Here is a 26249-nt window from a genome sequence, read left to right as displayed (position 1 = left end):
ATCTATAAAACTGTTCAATCATAACTCTCCATCAGTTGCCGGCTCTTTATCCCCAGTAAAATACCTGACACCGTATCTGCACCGGATGTGTGACCAATCGTTTTCATCGTCTGTAATGCAGCCACTAAGCGCTCATCATCAGATTCCAGCATAGCATTGCACATATCTAGCACATGGGTGTGGTATTGCTGAAGCGCGGCATACCATAAATATTCATATCCTACAGGGGTTGTCCGCTCCATTCCCTTTTGAAACACATAGTCATGTAATCGTTCCTGAAGTGTTGAGGACAGACCTAAAACGGATAACATGGCGCACATGCCCGTCACAATATCGTCACCACTTGGTGTTAATCCAAGTCCACGGCCAATCCAATAATCCAGAACATCATCAGGCACGATTGTTTTTGACCCGTTCGCTAACCTTCTCAGATCATTTAGTTTGCCAATAAACGAAAGCTGTCTGGAAGAAAGTGAGGTCTGGATATAACGCATGAACAACTGATGCTCTTCTTCTGTCTGTGTCAACCCGGTTTGCCAGTTCTCTTCCAGCATTTTGCCCACTGCAAAACGCAAATTGTCCGTCAAAACCTGTTCATCAAAAGGCTTTGGCTGCAGTAAATGGTTTGTCCTGGTTGCATGCCCCAACGTTAAGGATGCACCACTGGCAAACATAAAAGCTTGTGCCTCAGTATTCCAGACAACCCTCTCCGCTTGTTGAATCGAGCGCCTCAGGTGCCGGGACGCCTGGCGATCCAATCCAATTCCAAACGGCGCCACCCCATTCGTGTAGACACCAATATGAATCAGACGTTTACCAAACACTAAATTAAAGCTCGAATCAAAAACACTATGAACCATTCCGCTCCGCTGCCGCTGCAGAATTTGATCAACACAATCACTCACAGAAGCGGCATTGACCTGTCTTGTATGAAAATTTTGGTTAGGTGTATACCCCAATTAGCTCACTCCTGGCCAGCAAATAATTTCTGCTGACATGGAATCCGAATGAAAGCACCACTTACATATGCAGTGGTGCTTTCATTGTCATCGCAACATAAATTCGTCTTCGCTTGGATTCAAATACTGCAGTTTACTTGTTTTCAGCGTAAAATGCTAAGGCTGCCTGTACTGCAGCTCCACAGTTTATATCAGCACCATGATAAAGTAATGTGGCTTCCAGTGCCCCCAGCACCTGTAAAATATTATTTTTGCGGCAGCTGTATCCCATCGAACCGATACGCCACACATTGCCTTTCAGCGGCCCAAACGCACCGGCTATTTCAATGCCAAATTCATTGATCAATGTTTGGCGAACCTGTGCCTCATCGATACCTTCTGGAACTTTAATCACGGTTACAACCGGCATTTTGTTCTCACCATCACCAAACAGCTCAAGTCCCATAGCTTCAAGGCCTGCTACCAGGGCCTCGCCATGTAATTGATGGCGCTCTAACCGCTGTTCAATCCCTTCTTCTTGAATGAGCCGTAAACCTTCACGCAGCGCATAGAGCATCGAAGTAGCTTCTGTATGATGATTTAGACGATCCGGTGACCAATAATCCTGAATTTGACTCAAATCAAAATAGTTACTTTGAATTCTTCGTTCATTGTCCGAATCATCAGCTAAGCCCCGCTCAATATCTTTTCGTTCCATAATAAGTTTCTCAACACGATCATTGTATGTGAGTGGTGCCATGCCTGATGGAACAGCAAGACATTTTTGCGTGCCGGCAATCGCAGCGTCAATGCACCATTCATCGGTTTTAAATTCAACGCCCCCAAGGGTTGCCACAGCATCCACTACAAACAGTGCATCCTGTTCACGGCAGAATTGGCCAATCTCTTTTAATGGCTGCATTTTGCCTGTTGATGTTTCCCCGTGTACCATTGCTACAACCTTAGGATTCACTTTCTTCATCTCGGCTTTTACTTCTTCCGGATCGAATACCTCGCCCCATTCTTTTCCCATCGTATAGATGTCAGCACCACAGCGGCTGGCGATTTCTGTAAGCAGGTATCCGAACCGACCGAAAATCGGGATTAATATTTTATCCCCAGGTTCAATGATACTGCACAAAACAGCTTCAATTCCAGCCCGGGAGGTTCCGTCCACCGGAAAAGCCCAGCGGTTATTCGTTTGAAAACTATACCGCAATAACGCCATTGTTTCATTCATAATTCTTAAAAATTCCGTGTCAAATTGCCCAATGATCGGCGTTGACAGCGCTCGAAGCACCCTTGGATCAGCCTCAACCGGCCCCGGTGTCATAATCGTACGTATTGGTGTCGATAAATCAGTATAAGACATATGCCAATTACCTCCTTGAAACGATTCAAATCATCCATCTATGAACAGTTGGAACAACTATGATCAATAGCCATTACTGCCTCTAACAGAAAGATGCGTATAGACTTTATCTCAAATTCAGTATTATTTTAACCATTTTATTTTAAAAAAAATAACATCAAAAGTCATTGTTTAAATTAGCTAAATAACATTTTGATTTTTGTCTATTTTTGACGTATAATACACTTGAAAGGTTTCTTATTAATTCTTTATAAGAGAGTGGTGTTGCATGAAAACACTTAACGATCTATTCATACTTGATGGCATGAAGGAGTGCGTTGTATTAGCAGGACACCGTGGCCTGACAAGGAACGTTGAATCTGTTAATATTTCCGACACGCCCGATGTCATACAATTTCTATACAAAAACCATCTGCTGCTGACAACCGGTTATGGTTTTTACAATGATACGAATCAATTCTGTGAACTGATTCGGGAGATGCATGATTTAAACTGCTCAGGGATCATCATTAAAGTCAATCGTTTTTTCTATAAAATCCCGGAAGAAGCAAAGCTGCTTGCAGACGATCTGGCATTTCCGATTATTGATTTGCCAACGAACCGCACACTTGGGGACTTATCCCGTCACATCCTGAATTATCTTAATGATCATGAAGCAGAACAATTATATTATGCACTGCATGTACAACAAGAATTCTCAGATATGATGGTAAAAGGCTACAATCTTAATTCATTAGTGGAGCACTTGGGCCACTTTCTTGTCCGCCCTGTCCTATTATTAAATCATCGGGGAGAAATGATTGCCCGAAGCCATGATTTTCGTATGGATTCTATGAAACTAGCTGAAACAGAAATCGTTGCTGCCATTAGAGAAGAAACAGCACCATACCAGGATGGAACAACATTTAACATACCGTCTTTAAAACAGCAGACCGTCACCACTTTCCCTGTCAAAACGAAACGACAACAGCCCAGCATGCTGGTTATCATCAATTTTCAGACATTGCCATATCCATCATCACAAATGGCTGTTGAACAAGCAGGAAACGTTATCTCTTCTACGCTAATTAAGGAACAGGCGATTGAAGAAAATTCAAGACTCTTAAAAAACAACTTTTTTGCGGATTTAATTGAAAAACGAGTACAAGCTGAAGAAGAGATCATGAGCCGGACGGCATTTTATGGGCTGCTTCCGGACAAGGAAAGCATTTGTGTCTTATGCAGCGTCGATTCAGAAGGGGACAACTATGAAACATTGCAGCTCTACGAGAAAAAGATTGGCGAGTTGCATAACAGCATCTATGATCAACTGGAAGATGAAATTATTAATGGCAATATGCAAGCCACCCTGTTCACTAAGGAAAAATTTTTTGTGATGATTTTGCAATTTAACCAGTACACCGAAGCAGAAATCAGGATGGTTACGGAATTTACGAAACAAGCTCAGAATCATGTGCAAGGAGAATATTCCGTTTCATTTGGTATCAGTAACCCCGTAGAGTCTGTTACCGAAATTCCAAACGCATACCAGGAAGCCGCAGAAGCGATTGACAATGGATACGATGATAATATGACAGGGTTCATCAATTTTTATAAAACGAGAGAAATCAAAGAATTACTAAACACACTTCCTCGTAAAGATATCAAAGCACTTTACGAAAATGCCTTAAAATCACTTGCTTATCCAAAAACAAAAGAAGATCAGGAACTAGTCAAAACAATTGAAATCTATTTAGACTGTCAATGTGAAATATCAGATACAGCCCGCAAGTTATATATCCACCGCAATACCGTTAAATACCGGATAAGTAAAGCGGAAGAATTGTTGGATTGTTCATTCCGCAATCCGGCAGATTCTTTGCGGGTACGCGTCGCCCTGACAATTGGGTCTATTCTGGAAGAAGAGGCTCAAACACCTTCACCCCAGTAACACTGGGATGAGGGTGTTTGTTTAAGTCCATTGTGAATGATTCCAGCAGTTGTGTGTATAACAAGCTCGAGGAACCGCACACCTTGCCAAATTGCCTTCTCGTTAACTCCATTGAATGACCTGTGCAATAATAAGTGACATCACGGATATGGATGCCAATATAACAAATAATGGAAAGAAAAACCGAAGCCACTTCTGATACGCAACTCCCGCAATTGATAAAGCCGCCATAAAGTAACCGGATGTTGGATAGAGAATATGCGCAAACCCATCCCCTAATTGAAATGCCAGTATGGCTGTCTGCCTTGTTACACCGATAATATCAGATAATGGCGCCATAATTGGCATCGTTACGAGGGCTTGTCCGCTTCCGGATGGGATAAAGAAATTGATAATGAGCTGTACAAAATACATCCCCACAGCGCCCAGAACTGGCGGCAATTCATTTACAGCTGCCCCCAGCGTATGTACAATCGTATCCATAATTTGGCCATCTTCCATCACTACAGCAACTGCCCGGGCAATACCAACAATCATAGCACCCATTAACACGTCACGAAAACCTTGGTTAAAGCCTTCACAAACTTCCGTTAAGGTTAATCCGGCAATAAGCCCGACAACCGTCCCCATGATAATAAACAAACCTGCCATTTCAATCATGAACCAGCCTTGCCCAATCACCCCATACACTAATATCCCGAAGAAGATCAGGGCAGTGACGGCAGCATATTGTTGCCTGGTGCTCATATGCTTTTCGTCTACTTGATCCTGATGCTGGTAAAGGTTTCGCTTTTCCTGGTCATCCGCATATACCAAACTATTCATCGGATCCTGCTGAACCTTTTTGGCATAGCGCATAATATACAATACCGCCGTCACGATAGCAATAATAAAGATCGTCAAACGAAATCCGATTCCTGAAAAAACCGGGATTCCGGCTATTTTTTGTGCCAGTCCTGTATTAATTGGATTCAACACACCCGCTGCAAATCCAATAACCGTGCCACAAAGTGCAATAGCTGCAGCGACCAGTGAATCATACCCTAATGCGATCATAAGCGGCATAATCACCGGTATATAAACCAGTGATAATTCCGGAGTTCCGATAACCGTGGCAACAACTGCAAAAACTGCTGTCAAAACAGGAATAAGCATAATACTTTTATTTGAAAACTTACGGGTTAGCTTATCAACAGCGATCTCGATGATGCCTGTGTGACGCAGCACCATAAACATGCCGCCAATGATAAACGTAAAGAAGACCACTTCTCCTGCATCAATGAGTCCACGAGGGATAACCGTCAGAAAGTCAACTATACCAATAGGTGTCTGCTCCACGGCCGAAAACGAATTTGGATCAATGGTTGTCCTGCCTTCCGGTCCAGGAACACGCTCATACTCCCCGGCCGGAATAATGTACGTCAAAATGGCGGCAACCGCACTCAATACAAATAATATGACATAAATATGCGGCATTTGAAACGTTCTTTTTTTCGCTTTGTTCCCTTGCATTCCAATCTCCCCTTTGCCATCATCAGTCCGTGTATGTCGTGTTTAACTTAGGTTCTCCTGGCGATCATTTCAATTTCAACTTCTGCTTCGAGCGGTAATTCCAGCACTGCCACACATGTTCGGGCCGGGTAAGGTTCCCTGAATTGTGTTTCGTATACCTCATTCATGGTAGCAAAATGCTTCATGCTTGTCAGATAGACATTTACTTTGACGACATCGTCACTCGTAAGGCCGGACGTTTCCAATACGTCAAATAAATTTGCAAAGCATTGCCTCGTTTGGGCTTGAATATCGCCGCTCATATCCGCTGCAGTTGGAGCGTTCTTTGCTGTCTGCCCCGAAAAATATACAAATTCACCAGCATCAACCGCGTGCGAATAAGGACCTGATACAATTGCATTTTTTGCTTCATAGGTTTTTCTTGTCATCATGAATTTTCTCCTTTTCCATTTTATGGTTGCTGATAATTCTTGAATGTTATATGTGATTTGTTATGGAGCTTCCCATCTGAACGGATTATATATTGAAATCGTTTCACCTTACCATAAACGAATACCTGACATAAGTAAATGTTGGTATAGAACCAAATTAACCGCTTTCAATTGTATAAGTTGTACAACCGTTTTTTTTATTTTGTTATCATTAAACAATTGATTATACAAGTTAGACGATAATCATTTATCAGAAGATACCTATAAAAAATCCCAAACCCTTGTCATAAGGATTTGGGATGTTAACGGAATCGTCCGTTAACCACATGAAAAACGTTAGCCGGCCGTTATATCACCATTGTCAAAAACAATCGCTCCATTCACGATCGTTGTTTTAACAGCTCCCTGATACGTTTTACCGACGTATGGCGAATGCTGGTGACGATAGAACAGATCTTCTTTCTTCAATTCAAAGTTTTCATTTAAGTCAACCAGTGTTATATCGGCATCAAAGCCTGCAGCGATCGTTCCCTTTGACGTCAACCCGAACAGTTTTGCCGGATTTGCTGAAGCTAACTGAACTAAATGCTGAAGCGTGAGTCCACGTTTAAAATACCCTTCCGTCAACAGAATATTCAATGTAGATTGAGCGCCGGAAATACCGCCCCAGCCTTCGAAATAATTATCCGTAACCTGCTTCATATCTGCAGGTGCAGGGGAATGATCGGAACCGATGACATTAATTTCCCCTTGCAGTACGGCATTCCATAAATCTTCTACTTCATCGCTATCGCGCAATGGTGGCATGCATTTGGCAATGCCGCCCTGTTCTTCCAGATCTTTTACCGTTAATGCCAGATAATGCGGGCATGTTTCAACGGTTACATCAACACCGCGCTCTTGTGCATCTTTTACAATCTTAACGACTTTGCGGCTGCTGGCATGAACAATATGAAGTTTGCACCCGGTAGCTTCTGCATAAGAGATGAGGTGTTTGACAGCGTCGATTTCTGAAATAATGGGTCTTGATTCTGCAAAATCTCTTGCAGATGTTTTTCCTTGACGCTGTTTTTCCTTTGCCAGTTGTTCACAGATAACCGGACTTTCTGCATGGACGGCTAAACGGGAACCCAGCGAAGCTATTTCCTGCATTCCTGTAAAAATGGTTTCATCATCAGCATTGTCAAAGTCCTCAATGCCACTTGGAGGCATAAAGGCTTTGAATCCAATGACACCGCGATCATGCATGTCTTTTAATTGATCCACATTTCCTGGAACAAGTCCGCCCCAGAAATTTGCGTTTACAACCGATTTTTCGGCTGCCAGTTCTTTTTTAGCATTCAGATTTTCTTTATCAATAACTGGAGGCGTACTATTCAGCGGCATATCAAAAAATGTCGTAGCACCGCCGGCAGCCAGACTTTTACTGCCTGTTTCCAGTCCTTCCCATTCGGTTCTTCCAGGCTCATTAAAATGCACATGCGGATCGATTAAGCCAGGAAGTACGTGCAGGCCTTCTGCATCAATGATTTCAGCTGCATCGTTTTCCAGTGGCTTATTCGTCACGACCTTTGTCATTTTACCGTCTTTTATGGCGATATCTCCCTGAAATGTTGAATCGGCTGTTACAATGGTTCCATTTTTTATGATGACATCGTACATAGCCATAATTATTTCCTCCCAAATCTCTGATTAAAAATAAACTTACTGGTTGATTTACTGATTGGCTGACATCAATCGGCCAATCGGTTCGCCTGCAATTCCTTGATCCAGATCATATACGACATTTCCGCGAACGATTGTTTTGGTGACGCGTGCATTGATTTTTCGGCCTTCATATGCACTGTGTTTATTTTTATAATAAAGATCTTCCTGTTTCAGGGTATATGCGCTATTCGAATCGACTAAAATGATATCGGCATCTTTGGAAACAGCGATTTCGCCTTTATTCGGCAGGTTGAAACGCTCTGATGGTGTTTTTGCAATCAAATCCGTGAACCGGCTGACCGACAAGCCATGCTGTTTCACTGCCAGATCAAACATAAGGTCAACATTGTTCTGTGCACCGCTGATACCACCCCAGGCATCAAATATATTGCCTTCTTTTAAATCCTCTGTACACGGGGAATGGTCAGACGTTACCCAATCAATATTGCCATCCATCAGTTCATCCCACAATTTAGCCTGATCTTCAGCTTTTCGCAATGGCGGCTGACATTTTGCTTTCGGACCAATTTCTGCAACATCTTCTGCTGTCATGGCAAAATAATGGACACATGATTCAACTGTTACGTCCACACCTTCTCTCTGTGCCTGCAGAATCGCTTGGATTGCTTCCGAACTGCTGATATGAACGAGGTGCAATTTACAGCCTGTTTCTTTGGCAAATAGTAAGGCGCGCTGAACAGCTTCCACTTCTGTAAAAATTGGCCGGGACTCAACAAAATCCATTGCGGTTGTCTTCCCTTGCCGCACTTTTTCTTTAGCAAGATTGTCTGTTACATCCGCATTTTCCGCATGAATACATAATAATTGATCCCGCTCAGCCAGCTTTTGCATACCTTTATAGAGCGTATAGTCATCCACATTTGTGAAATCACCCGGTATATCACTGCCGCAGTTGGCAGTAAAACATTTAAAAGCAAGAACACCTGCATCTGTCAATTCATTCAGCTTGTCCAGATTATCTGGAACAAGTCCGCCATAAAACGCATAATCGACATAGTTTTGTGACTTGGCTGCCTCCAGTTTCAAATCAAGTGCTTCTTTATTCGTTGTTGCAGGCAAAGCATTTAAAGGCATTTCCACATAACTTGTCGTACCGCCTGCAGCAAGCGCTTTGGAACCTGTTTCAAATCCTTCCCATTCGGTGCGGCCCGGTTCACTGATATGAACGTGTGTATCAATCATGCCCGGCATCACGTATTGGCCGCTTGCCTGGATTACCGCTTTGGCTTCATCCTCAATATGTGTTGCAATGCAGGCAATCTTTTCATCTTTAATGCCAATATCAACTTTGCGGACACCATCGTGAAAAACAACGTCGCCACCTTTAATTACTAAATCATAAACCATGTTAGAAGTTCTCCTTTCATGCAAAAATCAGATCTTTATTTATGTCCCGCAGCAGTCTTTGCCCTGTCCAGCTGCGGCCTCGATGCTTTCGGAAATTCAAGCAATGTATAAAGAATGAACGCTGAGGCGATACCCACAATCCATGAGATTTCATAGAGCGGTTCGAAAAATGGCACGAAATTCCCGATCAAACCAAGAACACCAGCAACAATAATGGTTACAATCGCATTCACGTTAAAACCATTTTGATAGCTGTACTTTCCACCGGATGAATATAATTCCTCTAAGTCAATGTGTGTTCTATCGATGACAAAATATTGTGCCAGCATCACACCGGTAATCGGACCCAATAAGCCACTGACAATATTTAAAAACGTGAAAATACTTGTAGAGTTCTCCATCAGCTTCCATGGCATAATAAGAATTCCAATGACAGCAGCTACAGTAGCGCCAGTCTTGAAATTCAGCTTTTTTGGAAATAATGCTGCCAGCTGATAGCCAGCCGGTACGATATTGCCTGTCACATTAACGGATAATGTGGTCAGGCATAATGTCAGAACCGAAATGCCGATTGCAAAGGTCCCGTCAAAACGTGCAACCACATCCAGCACGTTCCAAATTGGGGTGCCAAATGCAATTTCAGATCCTACAATAATCGCTATACTAGCCACAGCAAATAACACATAGGTCACAATCAAGCCGATTGTCTGTCCTAACATTTGATCCTTAGGCTTACGTGCAAGCATCGTAAAATCGGACACATTTACCATCGGCGCAGACCAGGCAGCCAGAACCGCAACGACCGCACCCAAGAACACAATGAGTTTATTGCCGTCAATACCATCTGCTGAATAATTTAGAATTGGTTCAATACCACCAGCCAGGTTAATAGCCCAAATAGCCATACCGCCAAAAACAATATAAACTAATGGGGAAAGAATATTGGTGAATTTGCCAAGCACTTTCATACCACCAAAAATTAAGCCTACATTAAATAACCAAAATAACAAAAACGAAATCATTGCCGGCAATGTCAGGCCGAAAAAGTCCCATTCACCACCCAATGTTAAATAAGATGGCCATAATTTTCCTATTAAGATGGAGAATGCCTGACTTCCCGCATAGGTTTGAAACCCAAACCACATAATGGCGGCGATAACTCCGCGAATGACACCAGGAATCATCGCACCCTTATGACCAAATGAAGCACGCAAAAGCATTGCAAACGGCAGGCCATATTTAGACCCTGCATGTCCATTAAGCACCATCATGGCCGCTATAATAACAGATGCACACATAATCGCGGCAAATACTTGGCCAACAGACATGCCGAGCGCAAACAGCCCGCCTATGGCGATGTAGTTGGGAATGTTATGAACAGCACCCATCCACACCGTTGCAAAATTGCCGAAGTTCCAATTTCTATCAGCCGGTTTCGTTGGTAAAACGTCTTCACTAAACCCTGCTTCCTTTAGCTGATCTCGTTTAATTTGATCCAAAAATTATACCCCCTTGCAAGATTTAACATTTCCTTAGGTTCGTTCTTTTGGTGTATGAGGCGGGAGTCAATTTTTTACAAATTAACAAGCTTAAACAATCCGTATTCAATAAACGACCATTAAAAAAGCCTTCATTGCTTTTTGCTTAGTCATAAAGGACTTTCATAACGCTTATGATTCTTTCCCGAAATACTTAAGCAATTATACTACATTTCAGGCCTCAGGTCGTTATACTCATTAAACAAATTATGCACAATTAGTTGGTTCTTTTACATAACACCCACCTTTATTTTTATTCACTTTGTACATTTTATTGTTTAAATTAAATAAAATCATCCCCGACCTCAGTCAAAAGATCGGGGATTAATGCATGTACAGTGTTTCGTACAAGCTATCATTTCTCAAATATTGTACCTTCTTTAAATCTGGACCCTTGGAAAGCGTATTTCGATAACAGCGGATATACAATGCTTGCAACAACAAAGCCGATTATCCAAGCCAAGTCAACATTAATAAAGGCAAAAGCTGCACCGATAATCATCGCCAAAAAAGCGTTTAAATTATACCCGGCAAATGGGCCGTCCTGTTTATACAGATTAGCTACATTCAATTTCTGTTTTCGCATCAAATAATAATCGACTAACAATATCGCAACGATCGGTCCTAAAAACGCAGAGTATGTTTTAATGAACAAGTCCAGACCTTGTGAGTTACTTTCCTGAACAAGCATCCATGGAAAAGCTCCCATCGCCAGTAGCCCAGTAATAGTAACAGCCACTCTATACCGAGCTTTTGTGATCAATGAAATCACATAGGTAGGGGGAATAATATTTGCAACCATATTTGTTGCAATGGTAGCCATTACAATGAATGCGGATACCCCAAGTGTTACATACGAATTATCAATCACCATCGCTAAAGCAGTAGGAGGGTTAGTTACACCTGTTACGCTGGCCGTCATCGCACCAACCATCAATATAAATCCATAGGAGATAAAAATCGGTGTGAAATACATGAATCCGCGCTTCCCATCACTAATGCCCGTTTCAAGCTCTCTTGAATAATCGGATGCGTTAAGGAATATGGCCGCATAGTTCCCTAAGAAAACCATAATATAACCAAAAAATGGCAATCCCCAGCTTCCATCAATTTGTACCCAGTTTGTAACTAATTCATCTCCATATGATGTTACCAAAATAGTGAATACGTAAACCATGGAAATCATGATAACAAAGGATGCTACTGTTTCAATCCATTTAATAGAATGGAATCCATACCATGAAAGAACAATTTGTACAAGCGTCAATAAGACGAAACAAATGGCAATGTTATCAAACGCACCATCTGTCAAAATTATCATGATCTCATTTAGCGCCGAACCCCCGATCCAGCTCTGAATGCCATACCAGATAATAGCCGGCACACCACGCAAGAGTGATGAGATAACGGTTCCTTTCACCCCAAAAGACATTCTAAGCTGAATGACATATGGAACACCATCTTTATAACCCATTCTGTCATTAAGGGCAAAAACTGTCGAAATAATTAATATGGATATAAAAGCTGCCAACAATGTCTGGAAAATATTAAGGGTTGCAGCTCCGGCAACTACAATGCTGGCTCCGAGTGTCATATTACCCATATTGACACCATCGCCAACCCACATAAACAAATAAGGGATTTTGCCGACTTTTCGGTCATTTGGGCCATTCGGCCTTAAAGATTTTTCCACATTCGGAAAACGCTGTTCATTCACCTCTTCTGAGTTGTGTATATCCTTTGCCATGTCTTCTAACTCCTTTTGTGCTTTCTGTATTTTATAAAGCGCAACATGTTCATCATTTCATATAATTCTCATGGGCAAATGTTGGCATGACGTATATGAACCGCTTCCAACGCTAGTACGCATTATATCGCATTTTCCTGTACTAGTCTTCATGTCGAATGGACAAAATAACAATCATTCGTTGTATAGCTTGAACAAGCCTTCTTTGAATTTTGATCAAGATGCATATCATAATGTTAAAGTTGAACAATATTCTTTCTGAACATGCAAAATGGAGCCACTCGCCAAAACACGAGCAGCTCCACTATTTTTTTCCCTTCTATTTTGCAAACGGATCTTTATGATTATAATTGTCAAAATGGATGGCATCGCCAACTAAATAGTCGTATATTTCATCCACAATTTCAATGCCATTTTTTTGATAACGTTGTGCTCTTTCAATACTTCGCTGACCGGGATACGATACATGTTCAAAGCCTGGTGCTGGTTTTACCGCATTTAAGTCTTTCATTGTCTGCGAAATATTTTGTTTAAACGTCGCTATATCAGTAAAGTAGGCTGGGTTAATCACGATATGGAGCTGTCCCAAGTTCCGTCCTTCACTTAAATCTTGATACATGGAGGATACATTGCTTCCAAATGGTACACCAAGAAGAACACCGGATAATACATCGACCATCATCATTAAGCCATATCCCTTTGGACCTGCGATTGGCAGTAAAGCTTTTACATCAAACGGATTGGTCGTTGCTTCACCATTTTCATCTACCGCCCAAGTCTCAGGGATCGCTTCATTTTTTGAACGTGCATGCAAAATTTTTCCCCATGCTTGTACAGTCGTTGCCATATCAAAGGTGATGAAATCTTCTTCTTCACCAGGAGCTGAAAAGGCAATTGGATTCGTACCATAATATGCTTCAGCTCCGCCAAATGGAACAACCATTGGATCTGACTGGCAAACGGATAAGCCGATTAAGTTTTCTTTAGAAGCTTGCTGGACAAAGTAGGATAACGATCCGCTGTGACTAATTCTTTTAACACCGACAACCCCAATACCATTCTCTTTTGCCATATCAATCGCTTCATCCATTGCTTCTTTAGCAGCGACATGACCGGCACCATTATCACCATCAAACATCGCAGTACTTGGGCCTGTCTTTTCAAAGACAAACTGGGGATTGGTATTAATACCACCTTTTGCGATACGCTCTGCATAATATTCCACTCGCATCGCTCCGTGGGAATGAACGCCCCGTAGATCAGCATGCACCAATACATCTGCTACACCGTTTGCATGGTCTTCTGTCAGACCTGCCTGATGAAGTTTATTTTTCATTAATTCCTTTAATTTTTGCTCGGATACTTTCAACACTATCACCTCTCAGTCAATTCTTATATAAACATAGATTAACTTCCAATCGTCTCTGTATGATTATTCAGCAAACGGGTCTTTCGAATCATATGCGTTATAATGAATGGCATCCGACGTTAAATAATTGTAAATGTCATCAACAATTTCGATACCATTCGCTTCATAATCCGCTTGAATGACCTCCAGGTTTTGCCCCGGATAATAGACCTGATCAAAGCCTGGGGCTGGTTTGATATTATTTAGATCGTTCATGACAGTTGTTATATTATCCTTAAACTGATTGATCGCTGTAAACTGTTCCGGATTAATCACAAGATGAAGCTGCCCGAGGTTTCTGCCTTCAGTCAAATCGTGGTACATGCTGGACACCTTGTTGCCAAACGGAAGACCAAGCAACACACCAGCCAGCACATCCACCATCATTCCCAGGCCATAGCCTTTAGGACCAGCAATTGGCAGAAGTGCTTGAACCTTAAACGGATCTGTGGTCGCCTCGCCATTTTTGTCAACCGCCCAAGTCTCAGGAATCGATTCATTTTTGGAGCGTGCATGTAAAATTTTGCCCCAGGCCTGAACGGTTGTAGCCATGTCAAAGCTGATACACTTGCCATTTTTCCCCGGTGCAGCAAACGCAATCGGATTGGTTCCGTAATAAGCTTCTGCACCACCGAATGGCACGACCATCGGGTCTGACTGACAAACGGAAAACCCAACTAGATCCTGCGCCGCAGCACGTTCAGTGAAATAAGAAATTGCCCCGCTATGACTCATGTTTTTTACACCAACAACTGCTACACCAGTTTTCTTAGCCATCTGGATCGCTTCATCCATGGCAAGATTTGCAGCAACATGACCAGCGCCATTGTCGCCATGCAAAATACCTGAACTTGGACCTGTCTCTTCGAAGTTAAATTGCGGCTGATTATTAATGCCATGCTTTGCAATGCGTTCAGCATAGTACTCAACACGCATGGCACCATGGGAATGAATGCCTTTTGCATCAGCAAACACCAACACATCAGCCACAACCTCCGCATGCTCCTCGTGTAAACCGGCTTTCGTTAATTTTGTCTGGATTAGATCGGTTAACTCTTGTTTTGACACTCTCACTGAGAACACCTCTTATTTCTTTCTTATGGGTAAAATGAAACTTCATTCAACAGGGCGTGCATCCCGCTGATGAAAGGATCCCCATTACATTCTGGATAGTTCCGCATAAATGAAATGGTAAAAAGCAAAAAATGCCTTTTACCATCCATCATTGTTTATAGAAATGCATCCCGATTGCAGTCTTTGGAATAAACGTATGATAACTTCTCGCGTCCTACTGCATAAGCCGCTTGAAGGCAATAGGTATCCATGAAAATATAATCATCTTTTTTCACCGGAATCCATTCATTATCAAGGTTGTACATCCCTTCACCAGACAACAGATAAGCACCATGCTGCTGATAATGTGTTTCGACAAACGGGTGGCTTGCCGCCGGATCAAAAGTTAGAATATGGAAATTCATATCGAATGCAATATCGGTTGGAAGCAAATCCTGAATATGAACATTTTCCATGTCATCATAAATAACTTCTTCATTCTCATTTGAGTTTCCGGCATGAATCCATGGTTTATGCCCTTCTAACGCAATATGCTTTTGTTTGTAAAGAAAAAGTTTTGAATCTGCATCCTGCAAATTTTCCAAATACATGGTTGCAGATGGCGGGCAATATAAATAGCCGCCTTGTTCGAGAACGAATTCTTCCTTGTCCGCAGATGCTTTTATTTTTCCATCTAATACATAGACAAACGATTCGACATCTTTACCACTGCCAAAGCCCTGTTCATTCTTTCCACCTTTATGCATTGTGACGATGTAGTCGACAAATTTGGCACCTGTCTTAGGCGTTGACAAGATACTCATCGATACATTTTCGAATCCTGGCACCACATTATTGACTAATCCTTCAGGAGGTAAGAGCATATATTTACCGGGCTTCACAACAGCTCTGCTAGTCAAAATATCGTTCGGATACCCCATTTATGAATCGCTCCTTCTTTTAAATTATAATGTTTAAACTTTGGATATCATTGCTTGGAAATAATCGTTCCACTGTTACCCCGAACGGCTTCATCCACTTTCTCAAGAGAACAAATGATAGATCTGCCATTCTCGGCGTTTTTGGCAAAATTCAACGCTGATTCAACTTTCGGCCCCATGCTGCCTTTACTGAACTGACCTTCCGCAACATATGATTCCAGTTCAGATACCGAAATTTCTTTCAATGCCTTTTCTTCAGGTTTTCCAAAGTTGACAAACACATGGTCAACATCAGTCAGAATCATGAATACGTCAGCATTTACTTCTTCTGCTAGTTTATAGCCACTGCGGTCTTTGTCTATAACCGCTTCAATACCTTCGTATTCCCCGTCTTCTTTTTGAATAACCGGAATTCCCCCGCCGCCGCATGCAACAACGACATTACCTGCTTCTGCAAGCTGCTTGATAGTACCTGCTTCCAAAATATTGATCGGTTGCGGAGATGGTACCACACGACGCCATCCGCGATTGGAATCCTCTTTCATGTTCCAGTTCCTTTCAGCAGATAACTTTTTTGCTTCATCTTCTGTATAAAAGGTACCAATTGGTTTCGATGGATCATTGAAATCTTCATCATTTTTTGAAACTTGTGTACGTGTTAATGTATTTACAACCGGAACATCTATGCCAAGTGCATTCAATTCACTCTGCAGACATTGCACCATCATGTATCCGATGAATCCTTGTGATTCACCGTTCAATACATCCATTGGCATTGGCGGAACAACATTTTCTGCTTCTTCATTTTGCCGAAGAATGTTGCCTACCTGGGGGCCGTTGCCATGTGTTACTACAAGTTTATAGCCTTCCTGAATTAATTTAGCCAGAAACTTGCTGCTTGTCCGCACATTGTTTAATTGATTCTCGTACGTGCCTTCCTGCTTCGGCTGTAATATAGCATTACCGCCTAAAGCAACTACAATTGTTTTGCTCATCCCTCAACCTCTTTCTGTGTCCTGCATAATCTTTACAAACTGCCAATGAAAAGCATTCGACATAGAAGCCGTATGCTCTTCATAGCTGTTCATTCCACTTCTACACCATATTTTTCCGCAAGAGCTTCCAACGCTTTTTCAAAACATTCTAATGGAACGCGAACCGTACCAGCACCAATTTGTCCAATGCCTGCTGTTTTATGGGCAATGCCTGTATTGATAACCGGTGTAATGCCTGTTTCGACTACCTTACGAATATCAATGCCCAGGCATGCACCTTGGAAGTCCCACGTCGGAATAGATAAGTTCGGGTTATTGCCAACACAAATTTCGCGCATTTCATCACTTGTCTCTACGGCATCATTGAAGCCACCTGTACCAACAAAACGTGTAACCCCTGGCGCAGCAATCATTGCCATTCCACCGACACCATAAGCTTCTGTAATGGCACTGTCTCCCATGTCAGGGTTTGCATCATCTGTGCTATAGCCGCTGAAATAAAGACCATCCGGTGTGTTAACCGGTGCTGTAAACCACTGGTCTCCCAGACCGCTGACTTTAATTCCAAATTCATCGCCATTTCGTGAAAGCGCCGTGATAACACTGCCTTCTTCAATCTCAGCTGCAGAATCCATTACAACTTTGCCTGTTGCCATCATAATGTTCAAGAAGAATTGATCCGTATCAGCCAGGAATTGCGTGACTTCCTGCAATTCTTTTTCCGGTAAATCGGCAGTTAATAGATATGGAACAATATCTTTCAGGAACAATGCTGACGCTGCAATATTACGCTGGTGAAATTCATCCCCCATAGTAATAGCTTTTGCAACAGTGACATTGACATTCATTCCACCGTCGATTTGTTTCAATGCTTTTGAAAGGGCAGGTCCAAGTATATCCTTCATCCACTTCAAGCGATTGATGACCTCATCGTTATACGCTCCAAAACGCAGCACCGCACCAATGCCTTCGTTCAGGTTGCAATAAGCACGCTTTCCATTTACTTTATTCTCAACGATAACAACCGGCATATTGGCAGATGTAATGCCGCCCATCGGTCCTACCGCATCTACCGAATGGCATGGGACGAATTTGATTTCGCCTGATTCGAGCATTTTTTTGGCGTCATCTTCATTATCTGCCCAGCCTTCGAACAATGTTGCGCCGATGCAAGAACCTTGCATTGGGTGTGTCATATTTTCCCATTTGATAGGGGGACCGGCATGCAATAACACTTTACCGTCCAGTTCGGAGATGACATCTTTAGCCGGAACAACATCCAATAAAAATGGTTGTGATTCTAATATTTGCTGTGTCACAGCCTCATTAGCTTCTTGAATTGATTGATATTCCATCATTATCCTCCTATTCGTTATCGCTTATTTAAGCTTTTCCAAAATTTTTGCCAACCGTTTATTTCCGCCTGCAATCGGCGCCCATTGATATTGAACAACGTCTCCGCCATGTTCCATTATAGCGTCCGCAAAATTCCTCAATCCAATGTTGATCACTCGAGGTTTATTGGAAATTAATGCTTGGACTTTATCGTTTTCAACTTCCGCATTATCAATATTTTCTACTTCGGAATTTTCACCGTTGAGATAGTTAACCATCTCCACTGCAAGCTTGGTGGCCTGTGCGTTGCTTTCCGTTACAATGACACCAGCTGCTTTAAGTTTATCGACCTGATCCTGGAACACTTGCGGGTCCTCTTCCGTACCCGTAACCGAAGCAATGGCAACGAATGCTTTGCCTTCACTGGCCGCTTGTTGCTTTGCCTTTTCAATAACCGGGGCAAATACACCGGCCATATCATCGTGTGCACCATACCCGATGACATTATCCAGTAAAATAACAGCCGTTTCATCGTCTGCTGCAGCTTCTTCCACTTTTTCCACACGCAAGGTCGGATCAATCATAGGGTGTGCACGCCCCTGTGTATAGGCATCATCGCCAAGATCAACAACTTCATGACCTTCATACTGCAGCATCATACCTTCCGGGTGTTCATGGGACGCATCAAGCTTAAGTGCGTCTTCTATCACCATAGCTGCTTCATTGGCTAATGTACCGCCGCAGAAATAGCCTTTGATATAACGCTGCTGATTGTTTTCTTTGATTTTTTGCAGATCTTTATCTTCAATGAAATTGCAGCTGTAATGATTGCTGCCATTAGCCAGCTCCAATGCTTTCCGAGCCGTATCTTCCAGCGTCCATGTATAGTGAACATTATCATGTGCTTCTCTTGGCTTATCTCCCATAAATATCGCGACAACTGGTTTCGACAGTGTTTTAAAGACTTCAACCACTTTTTCACGTACTGCCGGAGCAGGCGGCTTTGAAATATACGTAATGACATCTGTTTCCGGATCCTGATCAAGCACCTGTAAACCGCGAATCGTTGTGATCGCCCCAATTTCCGATGACAGGTCGCGCCCGCCAGTACCGATAGCCTGCGATACACCGCTGCCATTTCTGCCAATGATCGATGAGACCTCCTGAATGCCAGTACCAGATGCACCAACAATGCCAATGTTTCCTTTTTCCACAACATTCGCAAACGCCATTGGCACACCATCTAAAATGCCAGTACCGCAATCAGGTCCCATAACAATAAGGCCTTCCTCTTGTGCGCGTGTTTTCAGCTGCAATTCATCTTCAACCGGAACGTTGTCACTAAACATGAAGACATTCAAACCACGATCCAATGCTTTATTGGCTTCAGCTGTAGCATGCTCACCAGCGATCGAAATCAATGCCACATCTGCAGTCGGCAGTTTGTTCTCCGCCATTTCCCATGTGCGGACGGTTGGAATGGTGCTTTGCTGGGATGCTTCCGTTTGACTGTTCAAGTATGAATCAGTTTCTTCTACAACATTCTCTACAACACTTTCGTCATCTGTATCAACCACAATACAAAGGTCACTCGGATTTGCTTCTTCCAGTTCTTCTGTATATAAACCAGAACTTTTGAAAATGTCTTTGTTAGCTGGTGTGCCCATCATAACTTGCACTTGTGTCACACCTTCTACCGCAGACAAGTGATTGGTCAACAGCATCAGGCTGACAGAATCCTGATACAAGTTTTTCTTAATCACAGTATATAGCACTATTTTCACTCCAAACGAATAGTTTTTGAATACTTCTTGCCGCGTTTATTCGGCATACCCTAATTCATACAGGGTACCAATTAAAGCTTTTACGCCTTCCGCCAAATGTTCAGGGCTTGTGTACTCTTTCGGATTATGGCTTATTCCTTGATGACTCGGAACAAAAAGCATGGCTGTCGGGATAATAGGTGCAATCACTTGGGAATCATGCCCTGCACCGCTATGCATCAACTTATAGTGAACATCATTTTTATCACATTGTTCCTGCATAACCTTGACAATCTGTTGATCCATCGGTACAGGATCGGCATCCATCCACAAGTCAATGTCCACTTCAACACCGATTTGTTCTGCGATTTCCTGCAATTTAGCTTCCACATCCGCTGTGAAATTCGTTAATGCATCTTTTTCAGTATGCCTGATATCGATTGTAAATGTGGCCTTACCCGGCACAACGTTAACCGTGTTAGGTTCAAGGAACATTGAACCAACTGTGGCCACTAACGGATCGCCTTCAGCCACGGCCATATCATTAATGGCACAAGTCATGCGGGAAGCTGCATTCATGGCATCCGCGCGGTACCCCATCGGAGTGGTACCTGCATGGTTCGCCTCACCGTTCACGGTAATGGTGTAACGGCGCTGTCCGACAATATGCCGGACAATTCCGACTGGTATATTTTCTTTTTCCAGCACATTACCCTGCTCAACATGAACTTCAACAAAGGATTTCAAATCTTCACGAATTTGTTCAGGGCTCTTTCTATAATCAAAGCCAGCCTGATGCATTGCATCGTCAAATGACGTCCCTTCAAAATCCTTGATGCCTTGAATATCCTCCGTTTTAGCCTGACCGGCAATATTTTTTGAGCCCCAGAATGAATAAGGGAAACGGCTCCCTTCTTCTTCAGCCATCGACACCACTTCCAGATTCCTTAGTGGGGCGCCATATTTTTCTTTCAAATAACGAAGGGCAAGAAAACCGGCAATAATGCCATATTGTCCATCATACAACCCACCATTTGTCACACTATCCACATGGGAGCCTGTTAAAATAGTTTCATCCGGATAAGCTGTCCCCTCAAGTCTTCCGAACAGATTACCAACTTCATCAAATTGAGTATTCAACCCTCCGTCTTCAAACAGCTTTTTCAATGATTGCTGGGCGTCAACCCATTCCTTGCTGTAAAGCAGCCTTGAAATGCCGCCTTCAGAATCACTTCCGAATTGGCCTAACCAATCAAGCAGTTCTTTAACGGCCTCTCCGGAGATCACATCATTTCGAGAGCTCATACCAATCGTCCTTTCTATATATAATACTCGCTGACGTGAGAACTCCTTGTCAGCTTCAATTTTCCTGCAGACATAAGTTTTCCCCCATTTACTTTTATAAATGGATGTCATAACTCGTGTAACGTGTCTTGTTAACCCAGGCTTAAGGTAGCAAACACTTGTGAAACACCTGGATCAATTCTCTTAAACCATCATTCATTATAACCAATAGTGTCATAAAAGTAATTGTTTGTTTTAGACAAATTTTTAATGTTTTTTTAAGTATATTGGACAATCGTTTTACGTTGAAATCGCTTGATGGACACCAGTATGATACGAGACTGGACGATTTACTTTAAAATAGGTATACTTACCCTCGTTACTTGGCATGAAATTAAACCAATGAAAGCCATATCATTCCTCATACCTTAGTATGTGAAAAAACCGAAATTAAAGCGAGTTGAATCAAAATGAAAACAACATTTACATACAAACACGTAAAAGATTGCACTATTAAAGGGGATTTTTACCCGGTCGAAGAAAACAATGCACCACTGATCGTTTATATTCATGGCGGTGGTTTGATCTGGGGATCACGGAAAGGTATGCACACGGAGCAAATCAAACGGTACCGTCAGGCCGGCTTTAACGTCTGTTCGATTGATTATCGTCTTGCCCCCGAAACCAAATTACCGGAAATCACCACAGATATTGCCGATGTTCTTCAATGGCTGCAAGATGAGGGTCCCGAGGAATATGACTTTAACTCTGATAAAATTGCCGTAACCGGCAGTTCTGCAGGAGGTTATCTGGCACTCTTATCCGGCACCCTGCCTGTGAGGCCTAAAGCTATCGTATCGTTTTACGGCTATGGAAATATACGAGGTGATTGGTATACTGATCCCTCACCACATTTTTTGAAAATGACCAAAGTGCCGGAAAAATTGGCCAAACAATTAATTCAACATAAAACGATTGCAGAGGCACCAATTGAAAGACGTTATGCCATTTACTTATATTGCCGTCAGCAAGGTAAATGGATTGATTACATAACGGCGCTAAACCCCAGGATAGAAGCTGCAACAATAAGGAAGTATTGCCCTTTGGAAAACATTGATGCTAATTTTCCGCCAACCCTTTTGCTGCACGGAGATGCAGACAAAGACGTCCCGTATCAGGAATCCGTGAACATGTATCAAGCACTTTCAAATGCTGATATAACCACGCAGCTTATTACGATCCCAAATGGAGAGCACTCATTTGATGAGGATATGACTAATTCGACCGTCATCGAATCATTTGAACAAGTTATTTCATTTCTAAAATCAAATCTGTAGGGAGGAAATATTGGAGACAGAGCCATAGGATTATAAATCATCCCTATGCACCGATACGATCGAAGCGCAGGGGTGATGGCTTTGCTTCTCCTGCGGTATTTATAATGGAAAAGGTTATTGTGCGGATTGAACTACCTAGACTGTGCAACAGTTGGGCACACCCAAAACCCAGCATCGATTAGACGATGCTGGGTTCGTCATGATTACATATTTCACAAAACAAACCCGCCGTACACCAGCGTCCCTAAGATCACAAAAGCGGGATGAATTTTGAAACGTTCCAACAATAAATAACTGACGACAATGAGAACGCCTGTTTGCCAAATGCCAATCCCTTCATATGAATCAGCGAAAAACCGCCATGCCATCAGACCGAGCAAAATGGCAATAACAGGGCGCACATATAGTGTCAGTCGTTTGACCTTAGGGGAATCTTTATATTTATATAAAACACCCAGTAATAAGATCATCAGAATCAGTGATGGTGCCACCGTGGCAACAACTGCCACAGCTGCACCCGGGATCCCGGCTACCTCATACCCGATATAGCCGGCAAGTTTCGTGGCAATTGGGCCAGGCAGCGAATTGGCCAGTGCCAGCACCTCACTGAACTCCTGTACGGACATCCATTCAAAACGCTGTACCACTTCATTTTCCACCAGCGGTATCGATGCAGGTCCACCACCATAGCCAAGGATTCCCGGAATAAAAAATGCGATGAAAATGTTCCAGTAAAGCATCAAGGGGTATCACCTTCTCTTGCTCGGCCTTTATCGGGCTTGAATAAAGCCGCGATGATCAGACCGGCGATGATAATGCCCGGATGTATACCCATTAATTCCAGCAAAACCAAAATAATGGCGCTCATAATGATCGTTTGCAGCCAGCCCATGCCCTTGCCTGCTTTTTCGAAAAATTGCCATGTCAAAACAGCCAGCATAACACCAACCACCGGGATGACTGCTGCCGTCATGCCACTCACCCAATCAAACTCCCTGATCGAGGATAGCGACATTAACAGGATAATCATTAAAAGGATAGTCGGCAATATAACCGCCACAATCGCATTGAACATCCCCATTACACCGGACACACGATGCCCAATATAGCCGGCGAGTTTCGTCGCAATCGGGCCGGGAAGGGTATTAGCCAGCGCCAGAATATCGCCAAATTCCTCGTCGTTTGTCCATTGATACTTATCCACTACTTCTTTATGAATCAGCGGGATCGAACCAGGACCACCACCGTAGCCGAGTATGCCGACCCGGAAAAAAGCCAGGAACAGATGAAGGTGCTGTTTTCCGTTATTCTGTTTTTCTTTTGCTGCATTTTTATTATTCACCAGCATGCAACTCCATCTTCTATTCGTATCTCGATGCCACCATCTTAACGACGAATATGTATAATTGAGGTTATCAAGATCTTCATTCACGCATCCCCCCACAACAGCGTATAAGCCGTAATCCGGGATACTGCGCTCCATCAGCATTATAATGGCGGCCGTCCTACTCCCAGCCCGGTTCTGCCTGATTGGTCAATTCGATCAAAAATGGATAAATGCCAGCAGCTACTAGAGCACCGCCTACTAATATGGCAAAGCTGGCCAATGGGGGCACTTCGAGCATTAAGGCAAGAAAAAGCGCTACCGGTACAACGAAATTAAGGATAGAGCTCTGTTTACGTGCTTTCGTTGTCAGGTGCTGCTTTTGTCCACAGTACGGACACGTGAGCCTTACATCCAATGTGAACATCACTTTGACCGTTTGGGCCCAGCTCCATTGTTCATGACAGTTTTGACACGTTGGCATGCCATCAGCTCCTTGAAAGTATAATCATCCCTTATTGTCAACGCTACCATCGTTCTTCTCGCACGAGTTGATGCCGCTACTGCTTATGTTCGAGCGGTTCTCGCTCATGTTGCTGCTGCTAACGCTCAAGTTCGGGCGGTTCTCGCTCATGTTCAAGCGAATCTCGCTCATGTTGGCGCTGCTGACGCACATGTTCAAGCGAATCTCGCTCAAGTTGATGCTGCTCTCGCTCTAGTTCGAGATCCCCTACTTTGCCGTATACTTTTTGACAGCTGGTAAAATTTCCGTACCGATTAAATCTATATTTTTCTTCAGCTTGTCAAACGGCACACCGCCGAAATCCATTTGGGCGATGTAGCGCTGATGCCCGTATTGCTCATGCTGATAAAGGATTTTTTCAATGATTTGCTGCGGGCTGCCGACATTGATGACGCTGCGTGTATCCTGCGCCTGAGCAAAGCCCTGTTTCGGAAAGCCTTGACCGTTTGTCTTCTTCATACCTTCATTAATATGCGGGTAATACTCTCTCAAGGCGTCCTGGGTGGTTTCAGCGGCATAGAAAAATCCTGCTGTTGAAACAGGCAGTTCAGCCGGATCATACCCGCTTTGCTTTAATGCGTCACGGTAAGCATCAACCGTCCGCTTGAACGCAGACACCGGGCCGCCTAAGTGCGCCATATACATCGGGACTCCGGCAAATCCTGCTTTAATCGCACTGGCTGGTGTTCCGCCGACAGCACGCCAAATCGGCAGCGAGCCATTCAGTGGACGCGGCAATACTCTGGCATTCCTGAGCGATGGCCGGAATTGCCCACTCCAATTGACAACTTCTTCTTCATTAATTCTATTCAGCAGATCAAATTTTTCTTCGTAAAGTTCTTCATAATCACGAAGATCATAACCTAATAAATCATAAACCCCTACCCTGGAAGCACGTCCGGCAACAATTTCAGCACGGCCACCTGATATAAGGTCAATGGTGGCAAAATCTTCAAACACACGTACGGGGTCAAGCGTGCTGATGATCGTTGAAGAACTGGAAATTTTTATAGTTTCTGTCGCCTGTGCAATCGCTGACAGCACAACCGAATGTGCCTGTGTCGCGAAATAGTCCTGATGACTTTCCCCAACACTGAAAAAGTCAAGGCCCGCCTGTTCAGCTAGCTTTGCCAGTTCAATCATTTCATTTATACGCTGCTTTGCCGGGATCCGTTCACCCGTTTCAGGATCCGGCAAATGATCACCTAATGTATAAAGACCAAATTCAAGCCCTTTACTTGGATCAATGCGATATTTTTGCATATGTAATCACAACCTCCCAATGGGACAAAGCGTCTGACCTTGCCCCATTCTTTGTCTTAAACTGGTTTCAATATGTGTGCCCAAACGATCAAGTGGGGATCCCAGACTTTTTCGCCATGGATTTTTGTAATACTGTTTATATATTCTTTCAGGCTCCCGTATCCTTCCTGCTGCGCATCGTCATTTGTTACTTCTCCAAGTTTTTGAGGGTATACATCCTCAACTATAACCGTGTGTCCGTTAAGCTCAAATTTGTCGCCTGGATCTGCATACCGGTCATTACGCCGTACAGACGTTTTTTCACCGCTAATGATTTTTTGTATATCCTTCTGGATGGTGACTAATTTATCAATAGCATATTTTTCGGGCCAGTTTTGTTTATTCTTTTGCATGTTATCATCTCCCCTTCGTATTTTCCCATTTTGCACAAAATAATACAAACATATAAATCTGTTGTTTAACACATTTAGAATGTCGCAT

The 26249-nt window shown here is 43.0% G+C and carries 22 protein-coding genes; 2 read left to right on the top strand and 20 right to left on the bottom strand.

Going from position 1 to position 26249, the window contains the following annotated elements; genetic code table 11:
• Window positions 1–14 precede the first annotated feature (14 nt).
• Window positions 15–959: an oxamate carbamoyltransferase subunit AllH family protein gene (locus ON01_RS06960; protein WP_010530300.1), complete on the bottom strand. Its 945-nt coding sequence runs from the start codon at window positions 957–959 to the stop codon at window positions 15–17.
• A 133-nt stretch (window positions 960–1092) separates the two neighbouring features.
• On the bottom strand, window positions 1093–2310 hold the full coding sequence (locus tag ON01_RS06955; RefSeq protein WP_010530299.1) for a pyridoxal-phosphate-dependent aminotransferase family protein: 1218 nt from the start codon (window positions 2308–2310) through the stop codon (window positions 1093–1095).
• A gap of 268 nt (window positions 2311–2578) precedes the next feature.
• Between ON01_RS06955 and ON01_RS06950 the strand changes: the two genes are divergently transcribed.
• Window positions 2579–4240 (top strand): PucR family transcriptional regulator, encoded by a 1662-nt coding sequence (locus tag ON01_RS06950; RefSeq protein WP_010530298.1) that lies wholly within the window; start codon window positions 2579–2581, stop codon window positions 4238–4240.
• 102 nt (window positions 4241–4342) lie between these two features.
• Here ON01_RS06950 and ON01_RS06945 read toward each other — a convergent pair whose 3' ends face one another.
• The 13 genes from ON01_RS06945 to allC form a co-directional block, all read right to left on the bottom strand.
• A complete protein-coding gene (locus ON01_RS06945; RefSeq protein WP_010530297.1) occupies window positions 4343–5752 on the bottom strand; it encodes a YfcC family protein in 1410 nt (469 codons plus the stop codon).
• Window positions 5753–5799: 47 nt separating this feature from the next.
• Window positions 5800–6180, bottom strand: a complete 381-nt coding sequence (locus tag ON01_RS06940; RefSeq protein WP_010530296.1) for a RidA family protein — start codon at window positions 6178–6180, stop codon at window positions 5800–5802.
• 339 nt (window positions 6181–6519) lie between these two features.
• Window positions 6520–7851, bottom strand: coding sequence for an allantoinase (locus tag ON01_RS06935; RefSeq protein ID WP_010530295.1), 1332 nt, complete (start codon window positions 7849–7851; stop codon window positions 6520–6522).
• 48 nt (window positions 7852–7899) lie between these two features.
• A complete protein-coding gene (allB, locus tag ON01_RS06930; RefSeq protein WP_010530294.1) occupies window positions 7900–9258 on the bottom strand; it encodes an allantoinase AllB in 1359 nt (452 codons plus the stop codon).
• 35 nt (window positions 9259–9293) lie between these two features.
• Window positions 9294–10757 (bottom strand): allantoin permease, encoded by a 1464-nt coding sequence (allW, locus tag ON01_RS06925; RefSeq protein WP_010530293.1) that lies wholly within the window; start codon window positions 10755–10757, stop codon window positions 9294–9296.
• Between the two features lie 394 nt (window positions 10758–11151).
• Entirely contained in the window at window positions 11152–12543 is a 1392-nt protein-coding gene (locus tag ON01_RS06920) for an NCS1 family transporter (protein WP_010530292.1), read from the bottom strand.
• Between the two features lie 319 nt (window positions 12544–12862).
• A complete protein-coding gene (gene allD, locus ON01_RS06915) occupies window positions 12863–13912 on the bottom strand; it encodes an ureidoglycolate dehydrogenase (RefSeq protein WP_010530291.1) in 1050 nt (349 codons plus the stop codon).
• A gap of 63 nt (window positions 13913–13975) precedes the next feature.
• Window positions 13976–15025, bottom strand: a complete 1050-nt coding sequence (gene allD / locus ON01_RS06910) for an ureidoglycolate dehydrogenase (protein WP_010530290.1) — start codon at window positions 15023–15025, stop codon at window positions 13976–13978.
• A 155-nt stretch (window positions 15026–15180) separates the two neighbouring features.
• Window positions 15181–15945: a (S)-ureidoglycine aminohydrolase gene (gene allE, locus ON01_RS06905; protein WP_010530289.1), complete on the bottom strand. Its 765-nt coding sequence runs from the start codon at window positions 15943–15945 to the stop codon at window positions 15181–15183.
• Window positions 15946–15992: 47 nt separating this feature from the next.
• On the bottom strand, window positions 15993–16940 hold the full coding sequence (gene arcC, locus ON01_RS06900) for a carbamate kinase (RefSeq protein WP_010530288.1): 948 nt from the start codon (window positions 16938–16940) through the stop codon (window positions 15993–15995).
• Window positions 16941–17029: 89 nt separating this feature from the next.
• Complete coding sequence (locus ON01_RS06895) at window positions 17030–18295, bottom strand: YlbE family protein (protein WP_010530287.1); 1266 nt, start codon at window positions 18293–18295, stop codon at window positions 17030–17032.
• Window positions 18296–18319: 24 nt separating this feature from the next.
• Window positions 18320–20050: an acyl-CoA synthetase FdrA gene (fdrA, locus tag ON01_RS06890; protein WP_010530286.1), complete on the bottom strand. Its 1731-nt coding sequence runs from the start codon at window positions 20048–20050 to the stop codon at window positions 18320–18322.
• Between the two features lie 45 nt (window positions 20051–20095).
• Complete coding sequence (gene allC / locus ON01_RS06885) at window positions 20096–21343, bottom strand: allantoate deiminase (RefSeq protein ID WP_029329030.1); 1248 nt, start codon at window positions 21341–21343, stop codon at window positions 20096–20098.
• A 449-nt stretch (window positions 21344–21792) separates the two neighbouring features.
• Between allC and ON01_RS06880 the strand changes: the two genes are divergently transcribed.
• A complete protein-coding gene (locus ON01_RS06880; RefSeq protein WP_010530284.1) occupies window positions 21793–22659 on the top strand; it encodes an alpha/beta hydrolase in 867 nt (288 codons plus the stop codon).
• A 212-nt stretch (window positions 22660–22871) separates the two neighbouring features.
• Here ON01_RS06880 and ON01_RS06875 read toward each other — a convergent pair whose 3' ends face one another.
• The 5 genes from ON01_RS06875 to ON01_RS06855 all read right to left on the bottom strand — a co-directional run bounded on the left by ON01_RS06875 (window position 22872) and on the right by ON01_RS06855 (window position 26161).
• Window positions 22872–23399 carry a chromate transporter gene (locus ON01_RS06875; protein ID WP_010530283.1) on the bottom strand — a complete coding sequence of 176 codons (528 nt, stop codon included), beginning with the start codon at window positions 23397–23399 and terminating at the stop codon, window positions 22872–22874.
• Window positions 23399–24007 (bottom strand): chromate transporter, encoded by a 609-nt coding sequence (locus ON01_RS06870; RefSeq protein WP_010530282.1) that lies wholly within the window; start codon window positions 24005–24007, stop codon window positions 23399–23401. Before ON01_RS06870 ends, ON01_RS06875 begins: the two co-directional genes overlap by 1 nt.
• 157 nt (window positions 24008–24164) lie before the next feature.
• Complete coding sequence (locus tag ON01_RS06865) at window positions 24165–24467, bottom strand: TIGR04104 family putative zinc finger protein (protein WP_010530281.1); 303 nt, start codon at window positions 24465–24467, stop codon at window positions 24165–24167.
• A gap of 246 nt (window positions 24468–24713) precedes the next feature.
• A complete protein-coding gene (locus ON01_RS06860) occupies window positions 24714–25769 on the bottom strand; it encodes an LLM class flavin-dependent oxidoreductase (protein ID WP_010530280.1) in 1056 nt (351 codons plus the stop codon).
• A 56-nt stretch (window positions 25770–25825) separates the two neighbouring features.
• Window positions 25826–26161 carry an ASCH domain-containing protein gene (locus ON01_RS06855; protein WP_010530279.1) on the bottom strand — a complete coding sequence of 112 codons (336 nt, stop codon included), beginning with the start codon at window positions 26159–26161 and terminating at the stop codon, window positions 25826–25828.
• Between the last annotated feature and the right edge of the window lie 88 nt (window positions 26162–26249).

It is taken from the genome of Lentibacillus jeotgali (assembly GCF_000224785.1).
Lineage (GTDB): Bacteria > Bacillota > Bacilli > Bacillales > Amphibacillaceae > Lentibacillus > Lentibacillus jeotgali.
The sequence above is the reverse complement of the archived record's forward strand: the minus strand, read 5'-3'. Positions and strand labels throughout refer to the sequence as shown.

Coding starts and splice junctions, on each gene's coding strand:
- ON01_RS06855 (WP_010530279.1), bottom strand. CDS start 26,161: ATGCAAAAGAATAAACAAAACTGGCCCGAAAAATATGCTATTGATAAA.
- allB (WP_010530294.1), bottom strand. CDS start 9,258: ATGGTTTATGATTTAGTAATTAAAGGTGGCGACGTTGTTTTTCACGAT.
- arcC (WP_010530288.1), bottom strand. CDS start 16,940: ATGAGCAAAACAATTGTAGTTGCTTTAGGCGGTAATGCTATATTACAG.
- ON01_RS06955 (WP_010530299.1), bottom strand. CDS start 2,310: ATGTCTTATACTGATTTATCGACACCAATACGTACGATTATGACACCG.
- ON01_RS06895 (WP_010530287.1), bottom strand. CDS start 18,295: ATGGAATATCAATCAATTCAAGAAGCTAATGAGGCTGTGACACAGCAA.
- allE (WP_010530289.1), bottom strand. CDS start 15,945: ATGGGGTATCCGAACGATATTTTGACTAGCAGAGCTGTTGTGAAGCCC.
- ON01_RS06870 (WP_010530282.1), bottom strand. CDS start 24,007: ATGCTGGTGAATAATAAAAATGCAGCAAAAGAAAAACAGAATAACGGA.
- ON01_RS06950 (WP_010530298.1), top strand. CDS start 2,579: ATGAAAACACTTAACGATCTATTCATACTTGATGGCATGAAGGAGTGC.
- ON01_RS06875 (WP_010530283.1), bottom strand. CDS start 23,399: ATGCTTTACTGGAACATTTTCATCGCATTTTTTATTCCGGGAATCCTT.
- ON01_RS06945 (WP_010530297.1), bottom strand. CDS start 5,752: ATGCAAGGGAACAAAGCGAAAAAAAGAACGTTTCAAATGCCGCATATT.
- ON01_RS06880 (WP_010530284.1), top strand. CDS start 21,793: ATGAAAACAACATTTACATACAAACACGTAAAAGATTGCACTATTAAA.
- ON01_RS06940 (WP_010530296.1), bottom strand. CDS start 6,180: ATGACAAGAAAAACCTATGAAGCAAAAAATGCAATTGTATCAGGTCCT.
- ON01_RS06860 (WP_010530280.1), bottom strand. CDS start 25,769: ATGCAAAAATATCGCATTGATCCAAGTAAAGGGCTTGAATTTGGTCTT.
- allC (WP_029329030.1), bottom strand. CDS start 21,343: ATGAGCTCTCGAAATGATGTGATCTCCGGAGAGGCCGTTAAAGAACTG.
- ON01_RS06935 (WP_010530295.1), bottom strand. CDS start 7,851: ATGGCTATGTACGATGTCATCATAAAAAATGGAACCATTGTAACAGCC.
- ON01_RS06920 (WP_010530292.1), bottom strand. CDS start 12,543: ATGGCAAAGGATATACACAACTCAGAAGAGGTGAATGAACAGCGTTTT.
- ON01_RS06865 (WP_010530281.1), bottom strand. CDS start 24,467: ATGCCAACGTGTCAAAACTGTCATGAACAATGGAGCTGGGCCCAAACG.